The organism is Pediococcus damnosus (genome assembly GCF_001437255.1).
Lineage (GTDB): Bacteria > Bacillota > Bacilli > Lactobacillales > Lactobacillaceae > Pediococcus > Pediococcus damnosus.
On sequence record NZ_JQBD01000014.1, the window covers coordinates 14531 to 34468 of the forward strand.

Here is a 19938-nt window from a genome sequence, read left to right on the forward strand (position 1 = left end):
ATTTTTGAATAAATTAAAAAATACCAGCTAACTACTTTATTTATACGAAAGTAGTAGCTGGTATTTTCATTAATCGAAATTTGGTTATAAAGAATTTTTTAGTCAGTCCTGTAAAAATTACTCAGTGTCGTTAATTATTCGCCTGCTTCATTTTCAACTGCTTGAGCATCCAGCTCCTCATCTTCTTGAGTTGCCGAATCATTCGCTTTTGCCTGCCGGACACGTTCACTGATGTTTACCGGTGTGCCAGCACGACGGAGATCTGCAAACTCTGCGGTTGCTGTAAAGAGTAAATCACTGGCAGAGTTAACGGCCGTTTCAACGGAATCCTGAATCACTCCAATGATAAACCCAACGCCCACTACTTGCATCGCAATGTCATTAGAAATCCCAAATAGGCTACAAGCCATCGGGATCAGAAGCAACGAGCCGCCCGCAATCCCTGAAGCTCCCGTTGCGGAAATAGCGGATAGTAAACAAAGCAGGAATGCCAATGGAAATGAAACTTCCATCCCCAGCGTGTGCGTTGTTGCCAATGTCATAATTGAGATGGTCATTGCTGCTCCACCACTATTGGCGGAAGCTCCTAGTGGAATCGAAATTGCATAGGTTTTCTTACTTAACCCCAGGCGGCGACAAAGTTCCATGTTAATCGGAATATTCACGGCAGAACTGCGGGTAAAAAACGCTGGAATGCCACTTTCACGAAGCGTAAATAGCGTTAACGGATAAGGATTTTGGTGCGTCATCAGTGCCACCATTGCCGGATAGACAATCAGCGAAACAAACATCATCGAGCCGACCACCAATAATACAAGTTGACCATATTTGGCCAAACCGTTAAGCCCCGATTCTGAAACTGACGTAAATACAAGACCGACGATCCCAAAAGGTGCCAACTGTATGATGAATTGAACCACGCTCGTCACTGCGTTTGAAAGATCATTGACAACTTGTTTGGTTTGTTTGCCGGCTGCTCGTAAACCAACCCCAATCAAACTTGCCCAGACTAGAATTGATAAGTATTGGCCTTCTACCAGTGCTTTAACAGGATTTTCAATCGCATTGTTAAGGACACCCTTCAACACAGTCGCAATCCCTTTCGGTGCGGCAGTGGTTGTTTCTGATACTTTAGGCAAAAAGATTTCAACTGGAAAAAGATAACTAGCGCCAACCGCAACCACCGCGGCCACCAAAGTTGCTGTTAAGTATAGAACCACAATCGAACGCATGTGGGTTTTCGAACCCTTTTCGTGCTTTGCCATTGAAGATAGTATTAACAAGAAGACTAACAATGGGGCAATTGCTTTTAGTGAATTGACGAAAAGATCACCGAGGATCGTGATCCAGGTCAAATGTGGGACCCCCACTCCTAGAACTGCACCAACGATAATTCCAATCAAAATTCGCTTAATCAGCGAAATGCTAGTAAATTTATCCCACATAAGTTTCACATCCATTCTTTTAAGTTAATCACTAGTATATCTGATTATGAGAAATAAACAAATGCTTTTTTAATTTATTTTTAATTTGACCGTGTGAATGCCACTTTTAAATGGCCTTAAACACGCTATTTCAGGATTCTTGTTTATATCAAAGATTATATTATTTTCGCCTATTCATCACAGATAAAATATTTTTTTGATGAATTCTTATTCCTTATAGACTAAATTTCTATCATTCAGCTACCCATTTGGTTAAATAAACAACCAAATGAAATGTTTTACACACAAAAATCCATGTCAATTCAAACTATTTAATTTAAGATTCCCAAATTACCCATCCAGAACGTGACAAATAAGCCGTTCCAAACGGCTAATTTTAGACTATACAAAAATTAAAGTTCTGGTATACTCTTAAAAGTATCATGAATTAGTTATAGAAAACACGGGGGGATTTTACATGGATACAGTACATTTGGAGAAGTTAAACGAGCTACATGAGGTTATTGAACGAAGAACGATTAGTCGGTTTCAAGAAATTGCGGATAATGCGCAAACGATTGATAAAACGGAAATTTGTGAGACCACGACTTTTTATATTCATGACACCTCACATTGGGACACTGATTACAACAGTATTGTTTTTGACGCGCATCGCGGCCTACACAAAACAAAGAAAACGACCAAGCAATTAATCAATAAATTTGCTCGGTCAAAAGAAGCCAACTTTATGTTGATGCAGGCAATGGGCCGCCAGCTTGAAGTCAAACGCTGCTGGCCTTATGTCTTAGGAAATGTTCAATTTGTACCAACGAGTGGCGCTACATATACCTCAACCAATTGGATTGCGGTTCATCATTTGAAGGACGCTTATCAAGATGTAGAAGATCCAAAACGACTCTATTTGTTGTTTAATGAAGGGATGCGTTTGAACGTCCGCATCGATTTAAAACATTTAGAGCGTAAACTAACGACCGTGCGAAAATACTATGATTTCCAAGTAAGTTTAGCTAAGTTCCTTGGCAAACAGTTTACGACTGAATTTGTCGCACCTCAAGCTAATAGTTATCTATTCACACGCATCCCTAAAACCGCTGAATTACCCGCAACTGAATATCAAAATTGTCGGGAAATCCTGATCCGCATTTTATTTCAGGTTTATAAAACAATGAGCCCAGAAGACCGGATCAGACTCGATGACATGGAAAGCCTTTATAAGGACATGCTTAAAGAACGCAGTATGCTGTAAAAAAACTTGCCCACAACTAGAAAGGACTAGCTAATGAACAAATTTGAGTTTACTTTTCACAACATGCACGTGATCATTTCGACTAACGACTGTATTAATTCAATCCGCATTAATGGCATGCTGGTTGAACATCAATATCATGACACTGAAGAATTGGCACTTGCGGCAGTTATGCCTACTGCTCATGAATTAGTTGCCTTCTATATCGGCTGGGAGTTAAAGACCGCTGAGATGGAAAAAAATAGCTTAAGAACTGGAAAGCGTTCTTAAGCTACATCGTTTTTGTGATCACATTCTGTCTATGCAGAATGTGATTTTTAATTATTGCTAGAATAAAAATCATCCAATACATAAGTCGTTACTGGCTTGGCATGAATTCCAAGTTTAGAAACGAGATCAGCTATCTTATCGCCGTTAATCAACGTAATAACCCGCGTTCCAACTCGTGAAGCTCGAATCGCATCTTTTGTATAATCCGAAGTTGTAATAAATATACCGTACTCTGCATTATACTTATCCATAGCACCACGAAATTTATCAATTTCAGGAGAAGAAACAGCACCATTCCACCTTTTTGCCTGAATAGCTACTCTAGCAGTTCGAAAATCACCGGTTGTTAGATAGCCAAATCCATCAATTCCACCGTCACCCGTTAGTTTAGTGCCAAGCGTTTCATCTAACTCTACACCCATCTTCTTTACTAATAAACGAGCAAATAACTCAAATTTTGCAGGTGTGAATGCATTAAGAGATTGGGCCAAATCACCTTTCCAATCGGCTTCAGGTTCATCTTCAATTTCGGCATCAGTATTGTCTATATCTTTTTCTGAAGCCTTTATTTTATTCTTTTTTTGCTGTTTTCGTTCGTCCCATTTAGGATTCGCTAATTTTCTTATATCTCGTTCGACATCTAATTTATCAAAATCAAATGTACGCCCTTTTTCCGTTAATTCGATAACACCACGTTCCGGATGATATAAAAAATCAGCAAATCCTAAGCTTGCTACCGCAAAATTAAACACATAGTCAAATGGACGATATAGATTGTTTCCCCGACTCATTTTTTCAAATGTGGTAAATTCCCCTAAATCATCTGAATATAACGCTATCTCTTTTTTAAGATCGTTAATATTAGATTGACCGCCTAATTTTTTTAAAGCCTTTAAAATGATTGGAAATAACATTTCTTCTCGTTCTTTTTGAGACGCCTGCTTGAATTTCATGATTTCTCCTTTGATTTCCTCTAATAGTTCAATTTTACTATAGTTTGCGTTTCAACTTTGGTTTTTATTAAAAATTTACATAACTAACTGTCCAAATCTTAGTTTCTGTAAAGCCTTTCAACCAAACTAATATAAGTTTCATCTAATATACTATGAACTATCAAGGAAACACGCAAAAAATCGGTATTTTGACTGTCGTTGATTGGCAGCAAAAAAGCCATGGCTATTGTGTTCTCCATGACTTATAAGCATCTTCTTATATTAAACTGGCCAAATGCTTCATTACCTTATCATTATCTTGATTCTCCAACTCTTGAATAATATGCAGATACGTTTGTTGGGTCGTAGTCATGTTAGAATGTCCCAATCGCCTAGCCACTGACGCAATACTGACACCTGCATATAATAACAACGAGGCATGAGTGTGCCTTAATCCATGCACTGATATAACGGGGATATTTGCCTTTTTACACAACCTTTCGAGATAATGGTTGACCGTATCGTTATACACCTTAGATCGCACAAAAATAGGTTCATTCTCTGGCAGCCCTTTAGTTAATTGTGAAAATTGAATCACTGTTTGCCAATCCAGCTGAACTTTCCTAACCGAAGATTTGTTTTTAGTCGGTGCAAACCCCGATTCTACCGACTTATAGTCCCATGTTTTGCTGATATTTAAGTACTGATGAGCAAAATCAAAGTCCTTTGGGGTGACTGCCAAAGCTTCCGCAAATCGCAATCCTGTCTTTGCAGTTAATAGAATAAAGTAATCCCAATTAACTCCTTCATCCAAAACTAATATATTCAGTAAATCCTGTACTTCATGTTGACTAAGAAACTTAACCTTATGTTTTCTATGTGGTGTACCCTTAATAATGGCCTTTCGAGTTGGATCACGATCTATCAAACCTTCTTCTAAAGCATCAATCAAGGCGCTTTTGATATGTCGATGAAAGTCCATCACTGTTTGCCGTTCATGTGTTTCAGCATAATCGTTTAACAACTGCTGATAAGTTAACCGAGATAACTCAGACATCTTTAAATCAGGCACTAAGCCGACTAACTGCCGATGGGTCATCTCATACTTTCGATACGTTACTGGTCGAACTGCATCTAATTTATACAGTTTCATCCATTGATCAAAATACGTGTGTAGCTTTAATTCTTGTGTCATTACGACACCTCCATATAAAAAATTAGGAAAATTTAAATTTCCTAATTTAGTCATACAGATTTATAACAATATTTACTAGTTTTTAGTTGTTCTTACATCATAGCTGTCGCTTATCAGCAGGGTTAGCGCGATTGATTATACAAAATATCATATAAACATATTTTGCATAAACCATTTTTTTAGTTTTTTGAGTTGTTCGGACTTACTTTGATTGGCAGCGATAAGGCTATCAAGGCTTTTAAAGAAGATCCCTATTCGAGTTTGTTCCTTTAATGAATTTGGTACTGTAATTAATAATTGTGCTAGTGATTTTTGACTAACGCCTTTTGCTGTGGCACCACTAGACAAAGTTTGTAGTCGGTTAAAGACATTTTTTGAACTTAAAATAACTGCAAGAAAATCATTTGTAATTTCATTATCTAAAACTTCGAATGCAATTGTCCGCTGGCTTAGAACATATTTCTCGTTGTCGGGAATTTGAGCAACGTTTCCCATTGGAGCTTCGGTCGTAAATAATACTTGTCCCTTTTCCAACTCGTTACCTGTCATCCATTTTTGATATAAATTTTCATCAGCATAATGTGCATTAACCGACTTATCAATATACCCATTCTTAACATTTAAAGCAGAGAGTGCAAGATGCCCTTTTTCACTCCATTCCATTCCCAATTTCTTTGGAGTTCGGCCGCGAAAATCTATTGTTCTTTTTATATTATTAAAAAACTTACGCGGTTCCCAAGGGTCAGTGTATCCTTTGAAACGCCACTCTTGATCAAAAATCTTTTGCATAGCGAGTTTCTTGATGGTTTTGAGCTGTTCAAGCTGTCGTTGATTGGCAGCGATAAGGCGGTCAATACCTTTAAAAAAGGTTCCGATCTCTCGTTGCTCATCAAGGGTTGGCAGATTAATTGGTATCTTTTTTAAGATTTCACCATTTAATTTTGCTCTACCTCCGCCAACCAACCACGAGCTGATATTCATTGACTTAATTAGAGAAGACAAATATAAATTATCTAAAACCTCATTTTTTCCAGTAATAACATGTGCATGATTATTTACCCAAACCTTACCACTAACATAATGAACTGGATAATTCATTACGTCGTTTGCACCATCTTCAGCAATTAAAACGAATTCGCCATTATGTGTATAACCTTTAACATAGTCTTGAATACCATTTGCTCCATAATATGGAATATTCCCTGAAATCCTATCACTTTTTGTAACAGGTATTCTTAAATTGTCTTTGAATTCGGCAACCTCGTCTAACTTACGCAGTTCCCAAGCGTCATCAAATCCCGCAAAGCGGACATTTGGTTGTTTTTGATCACTCATTGTTTAAACAACTCCTTAATTTTCGTAAGCTGCTGTTGAGCGTCAGTATCTTTGCCCACTAAATCGTCTAACATCCCACTAATATCGCCTGTTAGCTGATTAATTTCTGCATCCGTTTCATGCATTTCTTGACTTAACTTATCAACATCTACTGGTGGTTCTTCTTCAAAAGTATCGACATAACGGGGAATATTTAGGTTATATTCGTTCTCTTTAATTTCGTCTAAATTGGCCACATGTGCATACTTATCAACGTCCTTTCGATCTTCATAAGTATGCACAATCTTGTCGATATTGTCTTGGGTAAGGACGTTTTGATTCTTTTCCTTAGAAAACTCATTTGAAGCATCAATAAAGAGAACATCCTTATTGTCCTTATTTTTCTTTAGAATCATAATTAAGGTTGGAATTGAAGTAGAAAAGAAAATATTTGCTGGCAATCCAATCACTGCATCAATCATGTTCTTATCAACCAATTGCTGCCGAATTTTGCCTTCCTTGGCACCTCGGAAGAGCACGCCATGAGGCAATACAATCCCCATTGTTCCTGTGGGTTTCAAATGATATAACCCGTGTAATAAGAAAGCATAATCTGCCTTGGACTTAGGAGCCAATACACCAAAATCGCGAAAACGTGGATCACTCAAACGTTTTTCATTGTTATCCCAATGTGCAGAGTAAGGCGGATTCATAACGACCGCGTCAAACTGATAAGGTTCGGCGGTTGGCCAATCAGCATCAAGTGTATCTCCGTTACGCACAAAAATATCTTCGTAATGGACACCATGTAACATTAAATTCATTCGTGCCAAATTAAAAGTCGTTGTGTTTAATTCTTGCCCGTGATAACTAATGTGCAAATCGCCGGTAACTTGACTTGCCACAGTTAGCAACAAGGAGCCAGACCCCAACGCGGGATCATAAACGCTTCGAATTTGGTTTTTCCCTTCTTTGTGACCAATCGTGACAATTCTAGAAATGATTTCACTTACTGTTCGAGGTGTATAAAATTCACCCGCCTTTTTCCCAGCACTCATAGCAAATTCACTAATTAAATATTCATAGGCATCCCCTAAGACATCCCGATCTTCAGTAAAATCAATATCCTTGAGAGCCATAATCGTATCATTCATTACCTGACTAGGGTTCTTGCCAAGCCGAGTTGAATCTAAATCAATATCTGAAAATAAACCATCAAAATCTTCTTCAGATTCATGTCCCTTAACGGATTGTTCTAAATTAAACAATGCATTTTTTAAATCTGAAACCTGAAATTGATGATTTTGAATACGGGTAACGATGCTATCAAATAGTTCATCTGGTTTAATAATAAAACCCAATGAATCATACAAAACATCTACAATATCATCATGTTGTTCATTCCAATAGCGCTTGTAAATTTCTAATGGATCTCCATCTTCCTCGGTTTCTGTCATAACCGTTTTAAGAGTTCGTTCACTTAAAAATCGATAGAAAATTAATCCTAATAAATAGTTTTTATATTCATTAGCATCCATCTTTCCACGTAACACATTGGCGGCATTCCATAGGGCTTGTTCTAAAGTCTGACTGCTGTCTTTCATAATATATATCCTTCTTCACTAGTATTTGGCTAATTCTTTTTTTATAAACTCTTTCGATGCTGTCGTAGCAGCCGTCTTATATTGAAGAACATTCTTAAAAACATGTCCATTCATTTCGGCCGTCGTTTTATCGGCTGTTCTTCTTAAATCACGTTCATGATCAAACTTACCGTTCGCAACGTATTCTGTGTTTAAACGTGTCAATTGATCCGGATCCAGTCCCCATTCATCACAAAAATCGAGAATCGCACGTTTTTTCTTACGATCCTGACGAATAGCAAACGCACTAATTGCATCAAAATCCTTATCTCCCTCTAACACAGGCGTTTCATTCACAAAATTCTTAATTTGTTCGGCAGTCAGTGAATGTCCAGACTTAGCGTATTTCTCTAAAGCTACTTCTAATTTCTTCTGTGCATCTGCTGTTCGTTGTTTATCTTTTTCTGTTTGGCTTTCCATAAATTCATGTTGAGTTTGAATTGCTTTAGTTGCTAAGGTCAGCACATATTCCTTATCAATAACTAATTCATGAATAACGACATCTTCAAAATCAAAATTTAATAACTCCTGTTGTTCAGGATCATCTGGCTCCTCATCTTGGCTCTCAGTGACGATGGCTTTAATATTTTCAAAAGCACCCTGATAATAACCATATTCTTCTTGGGTAATGCCATATTCATCTGCCTGCTGATCCCAATTGAATTCGGAATAAGAGGCAATGTATTGTAGTTTTTTGGCTACACTTCGAAAACACGTTAAAAATTCGATCTGATCATCCTGACTTGCATCTTGTAAATCATTAGCATCTTCTGGTTGAGGTACATTATTTCGTAAATTATCTACCTCTTCATGAAATTCATTTTGCATTTGATCAAATTCAGGTCGAAAAACTTTTTTAAAGGTTCCCGGGCCAGCATATTTTTCAAAAGCATCCTTGGTTCTTTCTTCCATCATTTTAGGCCTCCGGAAAACAACAATATTGCCTTGAGACTTATTTTTATCAAATACACGGTTAGTACGTGCATATGCTTGAATTAATCCTTGATATTCCATCAACTTGTCTAAATAAAGGGTATTAAGCCGTTGAGCATCGAAACCAGTGAGTAACCGCGCGACCACAATTGTTAAGTCAATCGATTCTTCAGGTTTAATATGCCGATATTGACCTTCCATGCGCGCAGATCTTTTTGCCACATCCTCAATATAAGCATTCATATTATCTAAATTAAATGTGGAATCACTGTTGGTGTATTGCCGCGAATAATCCTTCATTGCTTCTACCAAGCCCTCACGTTGGCCTTGATTTGCATCACCATTTTCATTTAATGAATACGTAATTGCGACCTTTAACTTAGATTCACCATTATCACGTTTCTTTTTAAATATGGAATAGAACTTTAAAGCTTGTCGAATCGAGCTAGTTGCTAGAATCGCGTTAAAGCTGCCATTCACTGATTTTTTCTGCCAATTTTTGATAATCCATTTTACTACTTTGTCTCTGTACTTATCTGACTCTTCAGAATCCCCGTCATAAAAATCATCTGGTAAATCAGGCTCCTCAACTTCTTTATTATCTTGGTCTGTAACCTGAGCCAAATTAACATATTCTGAATTAAACTTTAAAATAGCTCCATCATTTAATGCATTTCCAATATTATATTGATGAAGTTCCGGCCCAAATTGCGTTTCGGTTGTCTGATCCTGAGCCGTTTTATTAAATTCAAAAATCGGTGTTCCTGTAAACCCGTACCAGTTTTGTTTTGGAAATGCCTGCTTGATAACTCGTTGCATTTCTCCGAATTGGGATCGATGCGCTTCATCTACAATGAAAACTAACCGCTGATTCATTACCTTATCAAGAATGCCTTTTTCCCTTCAGCAATTCGAGCATTGTGCTTATCAACCGCAATCTTCATTTTATTAATGGTTGTCACAATGACACCGGTCTTATTAGATTTAAAATGGCGAATCAAATCGTTGGTACTGTTAATCTCAAAAACATTATCATCACTACCACTAGAAAACATAGAGAAATTTTTACCAGATTGTGAATCTAGTTCTTTCCGATCAGATAAAAAGATTACCTGATTACCAGGATCACGCTGCAATAACGTCGCTGTTTTATATGCAGTCATCGTTTTACCAGATCCCGTTGCATGCCAAACATATCCATCTTTGTGTTGGGCAAAAGCGTTTCGAATTGCCTCAACCGCATGAATTTGATAGGGACGTAAAACTACCAAATTCTCGCTATTAACTAACGTAAAGTTACTAATAATATTATGTGCCATAGGTATTTTTAGAAATTCTTCAGTAAATTGTTTCCAATTTCGAACTGCTTTATTGGAAGAATCGAGCCACTCAAAGAAGAACTTATTGTTAAAACTTTTTTCAGACTTTTGATTAGCAAAATAACGGCTTGCATCTTCTTTAAGTGCAACAAAAATTTGAACCAAAGAATATAAACCATCATACTTATGTTCTGATTTATATTTAGCAATTTGATTTGTGGCATGTTTCAAGCTGACATCCACTTTTTTCTCTTCAATTTGAATTAATGGCATCCCATTAAAAAGAAGGGTCACATCAAAACGGCGATTGGGATCATCAGGTTTGTCTTCCATTCCTGGACGAATTGCTTGTTTGACAATTTCATAGTGCATTTGACCACCAGCTACAGCATCACGCCAAAATGTCCGAAGTTGGATCTTACCAAAATCTGGATTTTCTCTAGTCAGATTGATTTCGGCAACATATCCTTTGGTTAGGAAACGGTTGGTATCAGTGGGAGTCAATCCACTAATGAAGCGCATGATATCTTCCATTTCTTTGTCGGTGATATCAACACCTGATAAAACATCTTGATTATTTTGATTTAAAATTTTTCTAAAATGGTTTTCAAGTTGTTTTGGTGTCGCATTTTCTAGTTCTGATAAATACGTCCAGCCATTATGACAGAGTGTTTCAATGAATTCATTTTCAAAGGGAATCTCTCCCTTGGTTTTATAAAGTGCCATTTTGATTCCTCATGTTTTCCAAAACTTTATTTTTTCTGTTTCTAGTTTTATATAATTCCAACTTAAGTAACATGTATCTCTTTATCTATTTTACAGTATATAAGTCGGCTTGTGTTTTTAACTTCACTTAAAAAAGATTCTTAACTTCATTTGGTCAAGAATCCTTCAACAAACTAACACTTTCACTACATTTATTCATGTTATGATGATCCATCACCTAATTAGCCTGTTCAAATACAATTTTAATAATATTTTAACTTAGCCTTGACATCCACATTATTCCGTATAATAATATGCTGTATTAAGTTAATAGATAAGCAAACAAATAGATGAGTAAATTATTATTACTTCACAGAGAACTGTCATTTTGGTGTAAGGCAGTAGGGACTAATAATTGAAGATGGTCTAATTTAATGTTTTCTGCCACTGAGCTAATCAGTTAAGTGACAGCGGACGCGCCTGATAGCACGCTAGAGTATTCAAATTATGTAGTACTCGAAAAGGAATAACTTGTGAGAGTTATTTAAAATAAGGTGGTAACGCGAAAAGCAGTTTCGTCCTTAATCTATTGAAAGATTAAGGACGAAACTGCTTTTTTATTTTTGAATTACAAAACAGAGGTGAAACTACAAAAAACACTAGGCATCACCAATTTAACCGCCATATAGTCTGAATTAAATTCATTTGAAACACATCATCTGTTGTTGCTAACTAAACATCTTAAATCAAAGAAGAAGAGGAAAAAATATGAGTAAATTAGCTATTATTACAGGCGCCGGTCAAGGTATCGGCGAGGGTATCGCTCATCGCTTGGCCCAAGATGGTTATGCGATCGCTGTTGCAGATATCAATCAAAATACCGCTAACAAAGTTGCACAGGATTTACAGGACGATGGTTATTCTGCTAAGTCCTACTTAGTAGACGTCGCAAATCGTGAACAAGTTTTCCAATTAGTTGCTGATGCAGTTGCTGACTTAGGCGAGCTTTCCGTATATGTTAACAACGCCGGCGTTGCATTTATTGATTCGTTTATCGACTCTGACCCAAATGACGTCGAACGTTTATTGGATGTTAATCTCAAGGGAACTTATTGGGGGATTCAAGCTGCGGCAACACAATTTAAAAACCAGGGTCATGGTGGCCGCATTGTTAATGCCGCATCCCTTGCTGGCTATGAAGCTTCCGCATTACAAAGTGCTTATTCTGCTTCAAAGTTTGGGATCCGTGGATTAACCCAGTCTGCCGCTAAGGAGCTGGCTAAATACAAAATTACCGTTAATGCTTATAATCCTGGCATTGTGCGTACTAAAATGCGCGACGCGATTGATAAAAAAACCGCCAGTATCAAACATAAAACTGTTGCGCAACAACAGGCTGATTGTTTAACCGAAATCGCTATTGGTCGTGAAGCGACACCTGCTGATATAGCTGAAGTGGTTGCCTGGTTTGCCTCTGACGCTGCTGGTTATGTGACAGGCCAGTCCCTACAGGTTGATGGCGGTATGAGATTCCATTAAAAATATGATTACAAAAGTACATTTCTGGTTTTATAAACAGAAACGTACTTTTTAATTCTTTGTTCTTCAATATCTGTTATTGATAAGAATGTTTTATCTGACAGGTTAAAAAATCTTTAATCAACTCGTGTCAATTTTCAATACTAAATTAAACTGTCTACCACTATTTACTTTTCTCGAAAATACAATCAAAAAGTCGACGTACTGCCAAACACGTTTCTGAAAATTCAATATTCATCGCGTAATCATTATCTTCTGCATAAACTCTCCATGTTCTCTGTAATTCTGGATTTTTCTCAATTAATTTTAGTATTTTTAGATAGTTAGGTATTAAACTTAAACTACCACGTTTTTTACTGGTATTTTTTATAGCTGTTCTAAGTATTTTGAAATCAATATTCTTTTTTTCTAACTTTTCTAACATATAAACATCATAAAAATCCTTGGCTCTAGTATTATCAATGGACCTGGAAATAATGGATTCCATTTTTTCTGCAAGAATAGTTTCAATATTATATGCCATAACATGGATAGTTCTTTCTTCAGTCAAAAGTTTATGCCCATACTTCATTTCTTTAGGTGTGATTTTGTCACCCGTAGATATATCGATTTTTATTGTAGTTTGTATTTTAAAGTAATGTGCACTGATATGAACACGATATCCATTGTATTCATCATCTTTACGAATAGGTTCTATTTTTTTAAATTCAAGGTAAATTGCATCATCGGGTAAATGAATTGAACAAATTTGAATAACCGCTGCTTGCATCGATTGCATTGTTACTGATAACCCCACAATGGTTGTATCTAGATCCATTGTTGTTCGCGTATTGGTCCCAATTAGTGATGCAATTAGAAAACCACCCTTTAAAACAAAATTATTTTTCATTTTAGATACTGAAATTCGTTCGAGTAATTCATCTAGCATGACTCCTTGTAGCATTAACTGTACAGAAATATTTCGTTCTTTCGCTTCCTTCTTTAAATATGCTTTAAACTGCATACCGTTCACAAAATGATCTTTTATAACAAAACCTCCATGTAATTTCTAATGATTTTTTCAACACTCATTATTTCAGCATATTTCATAAGTTTAGTGACATCTTTATTTTTTAACTGAGCATACTCGTTCATTGCCTGTGAAATTAGTTCAGCGTCCTTACGATTTTTTCCGCGAACTAAATCACAAAGCGTTTTTTCAATGTTATAAACTTTCACACTGTTTCCATTGGGTGTAATCCCAGTTACAATGCCCAGATTATATAAGTCTTTCTTCTGAGAATAAGCTCTAACTTTTTCCTTAGGCAACGATGCCGTATTGTATGGTCGTGGAAACGTCATATCAAATTTACGTGGCGTTCTATCCGTCATTTCATGTAAAAAAAGTGCTGTGTTATATGAAAAAATTCCCTTTTTAAAACGATACTGTAAATTAAACATTTCATCTTCAAATAAATCAGGGTCACCATAAATACCAGGTTCCATTCGTTCAATAACTCCAGCCTTAGCCAACTTGGACAAATAAAACCTGTTAATACCAATTTGCATTGCATCTTTGTTGGTTATATACCCGTTATTCTCTTGCATAAAGGCAATTATTTTTTCATTTGTTTGCATTAGTAACCTCTTTTAACGATTTTGTTTCATTATATCATCTATGCAACATATTCGTTAAATAAAAAGGATTTCCTATTCTGCACCTCCCCCTCAAAATATAAATACACATTAAGTTCATCAATTGATGTTTTAATTCAAATTTTCAAACTATTTATCTATGAAATATAGATTTATTCTGAAGAACCAAAAAACATCGTGACTTTAAATAGTCGCGACGTTTCGAATTAATCCCATTTAATTTTAAAAATCACATTTATGCTTCATTAGCTAAATACTTCTTATTTTTCACAAGATCAATTTAGTCCCAGCTCTAGAAAAACAAATAATAAATCCCACTCAGTCCAATAAACCGGTAAATCCATTTTCTAAACACTTGGTCATCAAGTTTAGACGCAATTCTGGTTGCGATAATTGTTCCAATTCCAGCGGCAACCATCCCCACCAAGATGTAAGGTACATCATGGGGTACCAGAATTCCATTGGCCACTCGCACACTGTTTATGTAAAAAGCATCAATTAAAAAGAATCCCTGGATGTTAGCCGTATATTCCGGAATTGACTTAGATAATGACAGGAAATAGAGTGCCATCAAAGGACCGCCAATCCCCAGCAAGCCATTGAAGAATCCAGAAATAATCATAAAACCAACTGCTATGTACCAAGGAAACTTGCGATCACCCGAGTTTTTGACCAATGTAAAGTACAAATACAGCGCCACCAGCAAACCACCCAACATCATCCGCATCACATGGGTATCCAAAACGCTACTAAGATGCACTGACCAGGTGGCCACCGCCGCATAAATAATGAATGGTGGTAGCACGCGTTTTAACTTAAATTCATGCCGATATCTGAACGTCAAACCGACCATGCTTGCCAACATGCTTAATCCAGCGATTCCGGCGGCCGGAGCAATCGGCAAAATGGCTGGAAAGAAGGTCATCATGACGATCACTGCACCGAAGCCAGTCAAGCCCTGAACTAATCCAGCCAACATTGCCGGAAAGAAAATTAATAACCAAGTTGCCATGACGAATCTCCTCTAATAAGTTATGCATCTAGTATGGATTAACCACAGACCAAGGTCAATGACTTCATTAGCTTAAAACTACCGAATCGGGAATTGAATAAAATTCTTTGCTTCACTATACTTTTTTCGAACAAAAAGGCTTCAACATCATTCGTTGAGACCAGGCATGCTCTTTTATTTATTTGAAATTCCGTGGGAACCAGTTTAATGAGCCGATTATGGGTCAACCAACAAATGATCTTCAAGTTAGCACACGCTTTACCATAATTTCCATACCTAGCAAGTGTATCATATTGGCCCATCCTAACCATTTTTACCGATGGCATTGTTTGTATTTTTAACGAATTATTAGTTGTTGTAAGCCATTCAGAATTTAAATTCTTTAATCTAAAATATTCTCCTTGAAGAGCCACCCGTCAATATGGACAATCTCCAGCAATGATGATAGCGTGTAATAGAAATGAAGAGTCCATGACTCAAGGAAAATATTCTCTAAAGACGCATACGTCCAGGTATGCCGTCTTTTTTTACACAAAAATAGTTCTCCACCGATCAGAGTGAAGAACTACGGTCATTGCACCGATTCTATCTATTTCGGATCTTAATTGTCCTCTGGATCTCCTGGGCCGTCCGGACCTTTAGGACTCTCAGGCTTTGCTTCATTCTCCTGTGGTCCTTTATCCAAGAAGGCACTCACCATCCAAATCAGTTTATCCATTTCGGCTTTATAGCCGTTTAACATATCCTGCGTAGGTAGGTCGTGCTCTTCATCTGTGATCTCAATTCCTTGTTGGTACTGATCGCGCACGTACCTAAAATCATGATCCAAATGTTGCATCAGTTCAGGAAGTGGAAATTGACCAAACTCGATTATCTCATCTGGTAAATTTGTGTGATCGATAAATTCATGGGTCGTCGCAAATGGTTTCCCACCAAGAGCGATTAACCGTTCTGCCACTTCATCTAATTGTTCCGCAAACTCTTCATTGAAGTCATCCATTTTTGGATGTAATTTAAAGAATTCGGGACCTCGCATATACCAGTGAATCTGTTGAACATTGACTTGTAACTGACTCAAATCAGCAATCAATTGGTTTAAATGTGCTTGAGTCTTGGGAAATTGATCTTCGCTCATAAAAAGTAGCTCCTTCCAGTTTTCCAGGCTTAGCCAACCATTGGCTATACTTTCAGCTTAAAGGGTTTCAGCGCTCGACTCAAGGAATTTGACCACCGTTTTTAGTTACTGAATGGCTGCCACAAATCGTTCTGCAATTTCTTTGGGCCGCGTAATCGCACCACCAACCACAACACTCATTGCACCAATCCTCAAAGCCTCTTTTGCCATTCCCGGTTCGTGAATTCTGCCTTCCGCAATCGTTGGAATTCCCGCTTGAACTAACTTTTTAATTAAAACAAAATCAGGCCCCGTTTGCGTTTGGCTTTCTTCTGTATAGCCACTTAACGTGGTCCCCACAAAATCCACACCGGCCTCATAAGCCACTTTGCCCTCTTCAAACGTCGAAGTATCGGCCATGAAAAGTTGATCAGGATATTTAGCTTTCATCTGATGAATAAACTCAGGCACCGTCAAACCATCGTGTCTTGGGCGATCTGTACAATCAAACGCAATCACGGCAACTCCTGTGGCAACCAATTCAGATACCTCTTTTGCGGTCGCGGTAATGAATGGTTTTTCTGGCAGGTAATCCCGTTTGATGATGCCGATAATTGGCAAATCCGTCACAGCTTGAATCTGTTTGATATCACGAACCGAATTGGCCCGTAATCCTTTGGCACCGGCCTGTTCTGCTGCTTTGGCAAACAAAGGCATGACGCCGCCCTGTTCGGTATACATCGGTTCATTAGTAAGGGCTTGGCAAGATACAATGAGATTTCCTTTAACTTGATTGACAAATGCTTGTTTATTCATTGTTTTTCCTCCATAATATATTTATATTGGATAATTTCTCCACAAGCAAAGAATACCACGTTACTTTTTAATTGTAAACGGATACAACGAATCGATTTCTTTTTGCGTTTTTGGAGTGTAAAATAATTAGTAAGAGAAACTGGAGGAAAATTTGCCATGACCTATGTAGAAACAATCAAGTTGCGCTATGATGATTTAACCAAATCTGAAAAGAAAGTTGCCGATTATGTGATTGGAGCGGGCGATAAACTCATCAACCAAACTTTAACGGATGTCAAAAAAGCAACCGGTGTGGGTGACGCAACGATTGTCCGTTTCTGTCAAAAACTAAACTATCAGGGCTTTTCTGACTTAAAAATTGCCATTGCAAAAGTTGCCTATAAACAGGACACAGCCAAAGAGTCACCCGATTCTTACGTGGATCTCGTCAGCAATCGTTTGATGGATGCCATCCGCTCCACTTCCGCGTTAGTAAACGTCAAAGACCTCAACCGCGGCATTGAGCTCATTCACAATGCTCAGCGAATTTTTATCTTTGGCGTGGGTTCAAGTGGCGTCACCGCAATGGACATGGCTTCGCGGTTTCTGCGCGAAGGCATTCAAGCCGAAGCGATTACCGATTCACATTATCAGGCACAAAATGCCGCGTTGATGAACGAACACGATTTAGTCATTGCCTTTAGTCTGTCGGGAAGCACAAAGGATGTTTTTGATTCTTGCAAAGTTGCCAAACAGAATGGTGCCAAATTAATCATTGTGACCAACCATTTGTTGTCTCCAATTGCCAAACAGGGTGATGTCGTCTTGCAAACTGCAGTGGAAGAACTGTTAATGAACGGCGGTTCTCTATCTGGCAAGATTTCGCAACTCTGTGTGTGTGATCTCTTGATTACAGGTTACACAATTACTTATCACATAAACTCGTTGAAAATGCGTGAACGCGTTTTACGATCAATTATTAATAAATCGATGGACTATCCTTTTCAGGAAGCTAACTTCCAATTTAATGGCTTTTTTGCCATTTAGGAAAGCTAGCTTCTTTTTTGTTAACTAAGGAAATTTTAAAACCGATAAACATCAAAAAAAAGCCCCGTATAATTGCAGGCTTTAATGCTCATATTTATTTACTACCAGTACCCTTTATTTTCACCAGTCGCAAAACCGTACTTTGTGAGTTGCGGATACAAACCGAATTTGCTTAGCAAAGCGCCCACCATATCATGGGTATTTAAGCGATAAAAATGAATAAGTTTGTTTTTTGGCACTGATTTATCCATGATAGCTACCTGGCTATGGTGCATCCCCCCGGTATCACAAAAAACAAGATCAAATCGTTTTGCCCCAGCCAGCATCGCTAATCGGTCGCCCTTAATTTCGGCCGTATCTGCCACCGTCGTGATTACGCCAAATGGCTTCAAATATTCCTTATAATCAAAATTCCGTTTCCATGTGGCAATCAACACCTGCTTACCATCCAAAGCTGACTTCACTTCAGGCATAACTTTGTTCGTCGATAGCCGTTGTTTATGATTATGATGCGCCACTCGCTCCAAACGCCGCTTGAAAAATGGCAAAGCTTTCTCTAAAACAAGTTCTGTATCGTCCTGTACCAAACGACCACGGTATGCATTGCCATTTACCAATTCAAGTTGCTTCGGATTTTTAACATTATAGTGAATGACAAAATTCACGTCGGTAAATGTTGTGACATTCTCTGTGATATGAATAAACCCAAACCGAATCTGCGGATCTTGATTTTCAACTTCTTGCGCCATTTGAGGCTCAACACGCCGCATATAGGCATCATATAAACGCTCCAATAAATCGAATTCGGATAGATCCGCTCGCCCAACTCTCGTCATTAACGTTTCCAATAATGTTTTAGTCGAAACGCGATGCAATTGGTGTTCAACGTTGAAATTTACCAAGGATTCAAAACGGTTACTGATAATTTGGCGATTTAAATTAGCTTGATTGGCCGCTTTTTGAGCAGCTTTAATTTGTATTTTTAGCTGTTGATTTTCTTGGTGAACGGTTTTCATTTCAGCTTTGGTTGTTTCTTGATTTTTAATCTCTTCTCTAAATAATTTGAGCATATCAGCTGCTGATAACTGGTAATAATGTGTTTTCTGCCCAAGATAACGATTCGCTAAAAAACCGATTAACACGTTTGATAAACTTTGAACCTGTTTTTGATGTTCATCGGCAGCTAACTTTGGTTTGACGTGGCGAGCTAATATGGTAAAGTTCGCTTTAGTTCTTTGCATTTCTTCATGAATCGCCAGTACTTCATCGTTTGCGAGGGATTTTTCTGCGAGGAGCCGTTTAATCACCGCTTCTTTTTGTTGCAGCTCTTGTTCATTATCCTTAAGTTGCTGGTCTTTGGCCTGTAATTTTTGTTGCAAATTAGTCTGATTAGCGTTTCGTTTTTGCTTATTTAATTGCTGACTTAACTGTAAATTTTGTTTACCACTGGCCACCAATTTCTTTTGGAGTTTGGTATACTGCTGCTTTAACTTCCGATACTTTGTCTTCTCGTGATCATTTTTCGGCAATGATGACTGTGATTTAGCGGTGGCTTCTGGCGCAATTGTCTCGCTAGCTTGCCGATCCAATTGCTGTTTTCGAAACTCAGCCAATTTTTTCCGGTGATCCGCTTGTTGTTTGTGTTTTGTATCCCGCTGCTGCTGACGAAAACCAGAATGAAATTTTGCCATTGTAACCCTCCTCTCATTTTATTGTTTAGCCTTAGTATATCAAACTAACGACTAACTTTTACAATGTTGAAGTGTTAGTGTAAAGTTTTAGTAGGAAAGTGAA

Annotated in this window: 17 protein-coding genes; 4 read left to right on the forward strand and 13 right to left on the reverse strand. The window is 37.6% G+C overall.

The window, feature by feature from the left end:
• Positions 1-134 precede the first annotated feature (134 nt).
• Positions 135-1445 carry a serine/threonine transporter SstT gene (sstT, locus tag IV84_RS03310; protein WP_046871634.1) on the reverse strand — a complete coding sequence of 437 codons (1311 nt, stop codon included), beginning with the start codon at positions 1443-1445 and terminating at the stop codon, positions 135-137.
• A 457-nt stretch (positions 1446-1902) separates the two neighbouring features.
• Between sstT and IV84_RS03315 the strand changes: the two genes are divergently transcribed.
• Both IV84_RS03315 and IV84_RS03320 read left to right on the forward strand, forming a co-directional pair.
• Entirely contained in the window at positions 1903-2691 is a 789-nt protein-coding gene (locus IV84_RS03315; RefSeq protein ID WP_046871635.1) for a competence protein ComK, read from the forward strand.
• A gap of 33 nt (positions 2692-2724) precedes the next feature.
• Positions 2725-2961 carry a hypothetical protein gene (locus tag IV84_RS03320; RefSeq protein WP_046871636.1) on the forward strand — a complete coding sequence of 79 codons (237 nt, stop codon included), beginning with the start codon at positions 2725-2727 and terminating at the stop codon, positions 2959-2961.
• Between the two features lie 47 nt (positions 2962-3008).
• Here the strand turns inward: IV84_RS03320 and IV84_RS03325 are convergent, their stop codons facing one another.
• From IV84_RS03325 to IV84_RS11190, 6 genes are all read right to left on the reverse strand, one after another.
• Positions 3009-3914 (reverse strand): restriction endonuclease, encoded by a 906-nt coding sequence (locus IV84_RS03325; RefSeq protein WP_046871637.1) that lies wholly within the window; start codon positions 3912-3914, stop codon positions 3009-3011.
• A 256-nt stretch (positions 3915-4170) separates the two neighbouring features.
• Positions 4171-5088 (reverse strand): site-specific integrase, encoded by a 918-nt coding sequence (locus tag IV84_RS03330; RefSeq protein ID WP_046872541.1) that lies wholly within the window; start codon positions 5086-5088, stop codon positions 4171-4173.
• A 147-nt stretch (positions 5089-5235) separates the two neighbouring features.
• Positions 5236-6423 (reverse strand): restriction endonuclease subunit S, encoded by a 1188-nt coding sequence (locus tag IV84_RS11180; RefSeq protein ID WP_056986101.1) that lies wholly within the window; start codon positions 6421-6423, stop codon positions 5236-5238.
• On the reverse strand, positions 6420-8006 hold the full coding sequence (locus tag IV84_RS03340; RefSeq protein ID WP_371861602.1) for a type I restriction-modification system subunit M: 1587 nt from the start codon (positions 8004-8006) through the stop codon (positions 6420-6422). The genes IV84_RS11180 and IV84_RS03340 overlap by 4 nt, the downstream gene beginning before the upstream one ends.
• Before the next feature lie 18 nt (positions 8007-8024).
• Positions 8025-9854: a type I restriction endonuclease subunit R, EcoR124 family gene (locus IV84_RS11290; RefSeq protein ID WP_056986103.1), complete on the reverse strand. Its 1830-nt coding sequence runs from the start codon at positions 9852-9854 to the stop codon at positions 8025-8027.
• A complete protein-coding gene (locus IV84_RS11190; RefSeq protein ID WP_056986104.1) occupies positions 9854-11023 on the reverse strand; it encodes a DEAD/DEAH box helicase family protein in 1170 nt (389 codons plus the stop codon). The genes IV84_RS11290 and IV84_RS11190 overlap by 1 nt, the downstream gene beginning before the upstream one ends.
• A 747-nt stretch (positions 11024-11770) precedes the next feature.
• Between IV84_RS11190 and IV84_RS03355 the strand changes: the two genes are divergently transcribed.
• Positions 11771-12541 carry an acetoin reductase gene (locus tag IV84_RS03355; protein WP_056986105.1) on the forward strand — a complete coding sequence of 257 codons (771 nt, stop codon included), beginning with the start codon at positions 11771-11773 and terminating at the stop codon, positions 12539-12541.
• A 163-nt stretch (positions 12542-12704) separates the two neighbouring features.
• Here the strand turns inward: IV84_RS03355 and IV84_RS03360 are convergent, their stop codons facing one another.
• The 5 genes from IV84_RS03360 to IV84_RS03385 form a co-directional block, all read right to left on the reverse strand.
• Entirely contained in the window at positions 12705-13544 is an 840-nt protein-coding gene (locus IV84_RS03360) for a nucleotidyl transferase AbiEii/AbiGii toxin family protein (RefSeq protein ID WP_046872182.1), read from the reverse strand.
• Between the two features lie 20 nt (positions 13545-13564).
• The gene (locus IV84_RS03365) at positions 13565-14158 is read right to left on the reverse strand and encodes a type IV toxin-antitoxin system AbiEi family antitoxin domain-containing protein (protein ID WP_046872183.1); all 594 of its coding nucleotides are present in this window, start codon (positions 14156-14158) and stop codon (positions 13565-13567) included.
• Between the two features lie 310 nt (positions 14159-14468).
• Positions 14469-15188: a sulfite exporter TauE/SafE family protein gene (locus IV84_RS03370; protein WP_056986106.1), complete on the reverse strand. Its 720-nt coding sequence runs from the start codon at positions 15186-15188 to the stop codon at positions 14469-14471.
• A gap of 601 nt (positions 15189-15789) precedes the next feature.
• Positions 15790-16323, reverse strand: a complete 534-nt coding sequence (locus tag IV84_RS03380; RefSeq protein ID WP_046872186.1) for a Dps family protein — start codon at positions 16321-16323, stop codon at positions 15790-15792.
• A 105-nt stretch (positions 16324-16428) separates the two neighbouring features.
• Complete coding sequence (locus tag IV84_RS03385) at positions 16429-17118, reverse strand: N-acetylmannosamine-6-phosphate 2-epimerase (protein WP_056986107.1); 690 nt, start codon at positions 17116-17118, stop codon at positions 16429-16431.
• A gap of 156 nt (positions 17119-17274) precedes the next feature.
• Here IV84_RS03385 and IV84_RS03390 point away from each other — a divergent pair, with 156 nt between their 5' ends.
• Positions 17275-18144 (forward strand): MurR/RpiR family transcriptional regulator, encoded by an 870-nt coding sequence (locus IV84_RS03390; protein WP_046872188.1) that lies wholly within the window; start codon positions 17275-17277, stop codon positions 18142-18144.
• 101 nt (positions 18145-18245) lie between these two features.
• On the opposite strand, the gene IV84_RS03395 is transcribed toward IV84_RS03390, so the two are convergent.
• Positions 18246-19835, reverse strand: coding sequence for a hypothetical protein (locus IV84_RS03395; RefSeq protein ID WP_046872189.1), 1590 nt, complete (start codon positions 19833-19835; stop codon positions 18246-18248).
• Positions 19836-19938 lie beyond the last annotated feature (103 nt).

Excerpts from the sequence above, each read along its gene's own strand:
- IV84_RS03395 (WP_046872189.1), bottom strand. The coding sequence starts at position 19,835 with ATGGCAAAATTTCATTCTGGTTTTCGTCAGCAGCAGCGGGATACAAAA.
- IV84_RS03385 (WP_056986107.1), bottom strand. The coding sequence starts at position 17,118 with ATGAATAAACAAGCATTTGTCAATCAAGTTAAAGGAAATCTCATTGTA.
- sstT (WP_046871634.1), bottom strand. The coding sequence starts at position 1,445 with ATGTGGGATAAATTTACTAGCATTTCGCTGATTAAGCGAATTTTGATT.
- IV84_RS03320 (WP_046871636.1), top strand. The coding sequence starts at position 2,725 with ATGAACAAATTTGAGTTTACTTTTCACAACATGCACGTGATCATTTCG.
- IV84_RS03315 (WP_046871635.1), top strand. The coding sequence starts at position 1,903 with ATGGATACAGTACATTTGGAGAAGTTAAACGAGCTACATGAGGTTATT.
- IV84_RS03355 (WP_056986105.1), top strand. The coding sequence starts at position 11,771 with ATGAGTAAATTAGCTATTATTACAGGCGCCGGTCAAGGTATCGGCGAG.
- IV84_RS03325 (WP_046871637.1), bottom strand. The coding sequence starts at position 3,914 with ATGAAATTCAAGCAGGCGTCTCAAAAAGAACGAGAAGAAATGTTATTT.
- IV84_RS11180 (WP_056986101.1), bottom strand. The coding sequence starts at position 6,423 with ATGAGTGATCAAAAACAACCAAATGTCCGCTTTGCGGGATTTGATGAC.
- IV84_RS03360 (WP_046872182.1), bottom strand. The coding sequence starts at position 13,544 with ATGCAGTTTAAAGCATATTTAAAGAAGGAAGCGAAAGAACGAAATATT.
- IV84_RS03370 (WP_056986106.1), bottom strand. The coding sequence starts at position 15,188 with ATGGCAACTTGGTTATTAATTTTCTTTCCGGCAATGTTGGCTGGATTA.
- IV84_RS03380 (WP_046872186.1), bottom strand. The coding sequence starts at position 16,323 with ATGAGCGAAGATCAATTTCCCAAGACTCAAGCACATTTAAACCAATTG.
- IV84_RS03390 (WP_046872188.1), top strand. The coding sequence starts at position 17,275 with ATGACCTATGTAGAAACAATCAAGTTGCGCTATGATGATTTAACCAAA.
- IV84_RS11290 (WP_056986103.1), bottom strand. The coding sequence starts at position 9,854 with ATGAATCAGCGGTTAGTTTTCATTGTAGATGAAGCGCATCGATCCCAA.
- IV84_RS03365 (WP_046872183.1), bottom strand. The coding sequence starts at position 14,158 with ATGCAAACAAATGAAAAAATAATTGCCTTTATGCAAGAGAATAACGGG.
- IV84_RS11190 (WP_056986104.1), bottom strand. The coding sequence starts at position 11,023 with ATGGCACTTTATAAAACCAAGGGAGAGATTCCCTTTGAAAATGAATTC.
- IV84_RS03340 (WP_371861602.1), bottom strand. The coding sequence starts at position 8,006 with ATGAAAGACAGCAGTCAGACTTTAGAACAAGCCCTATGGAATGCCGCC.
- IV84_RS03330 (WP_046872541.1), bottom strand. The coding sequence starts at position 5,088 with ATGACACAAGAATTAAAGCTACACACGTATTTTGATCAATGGATGAAA.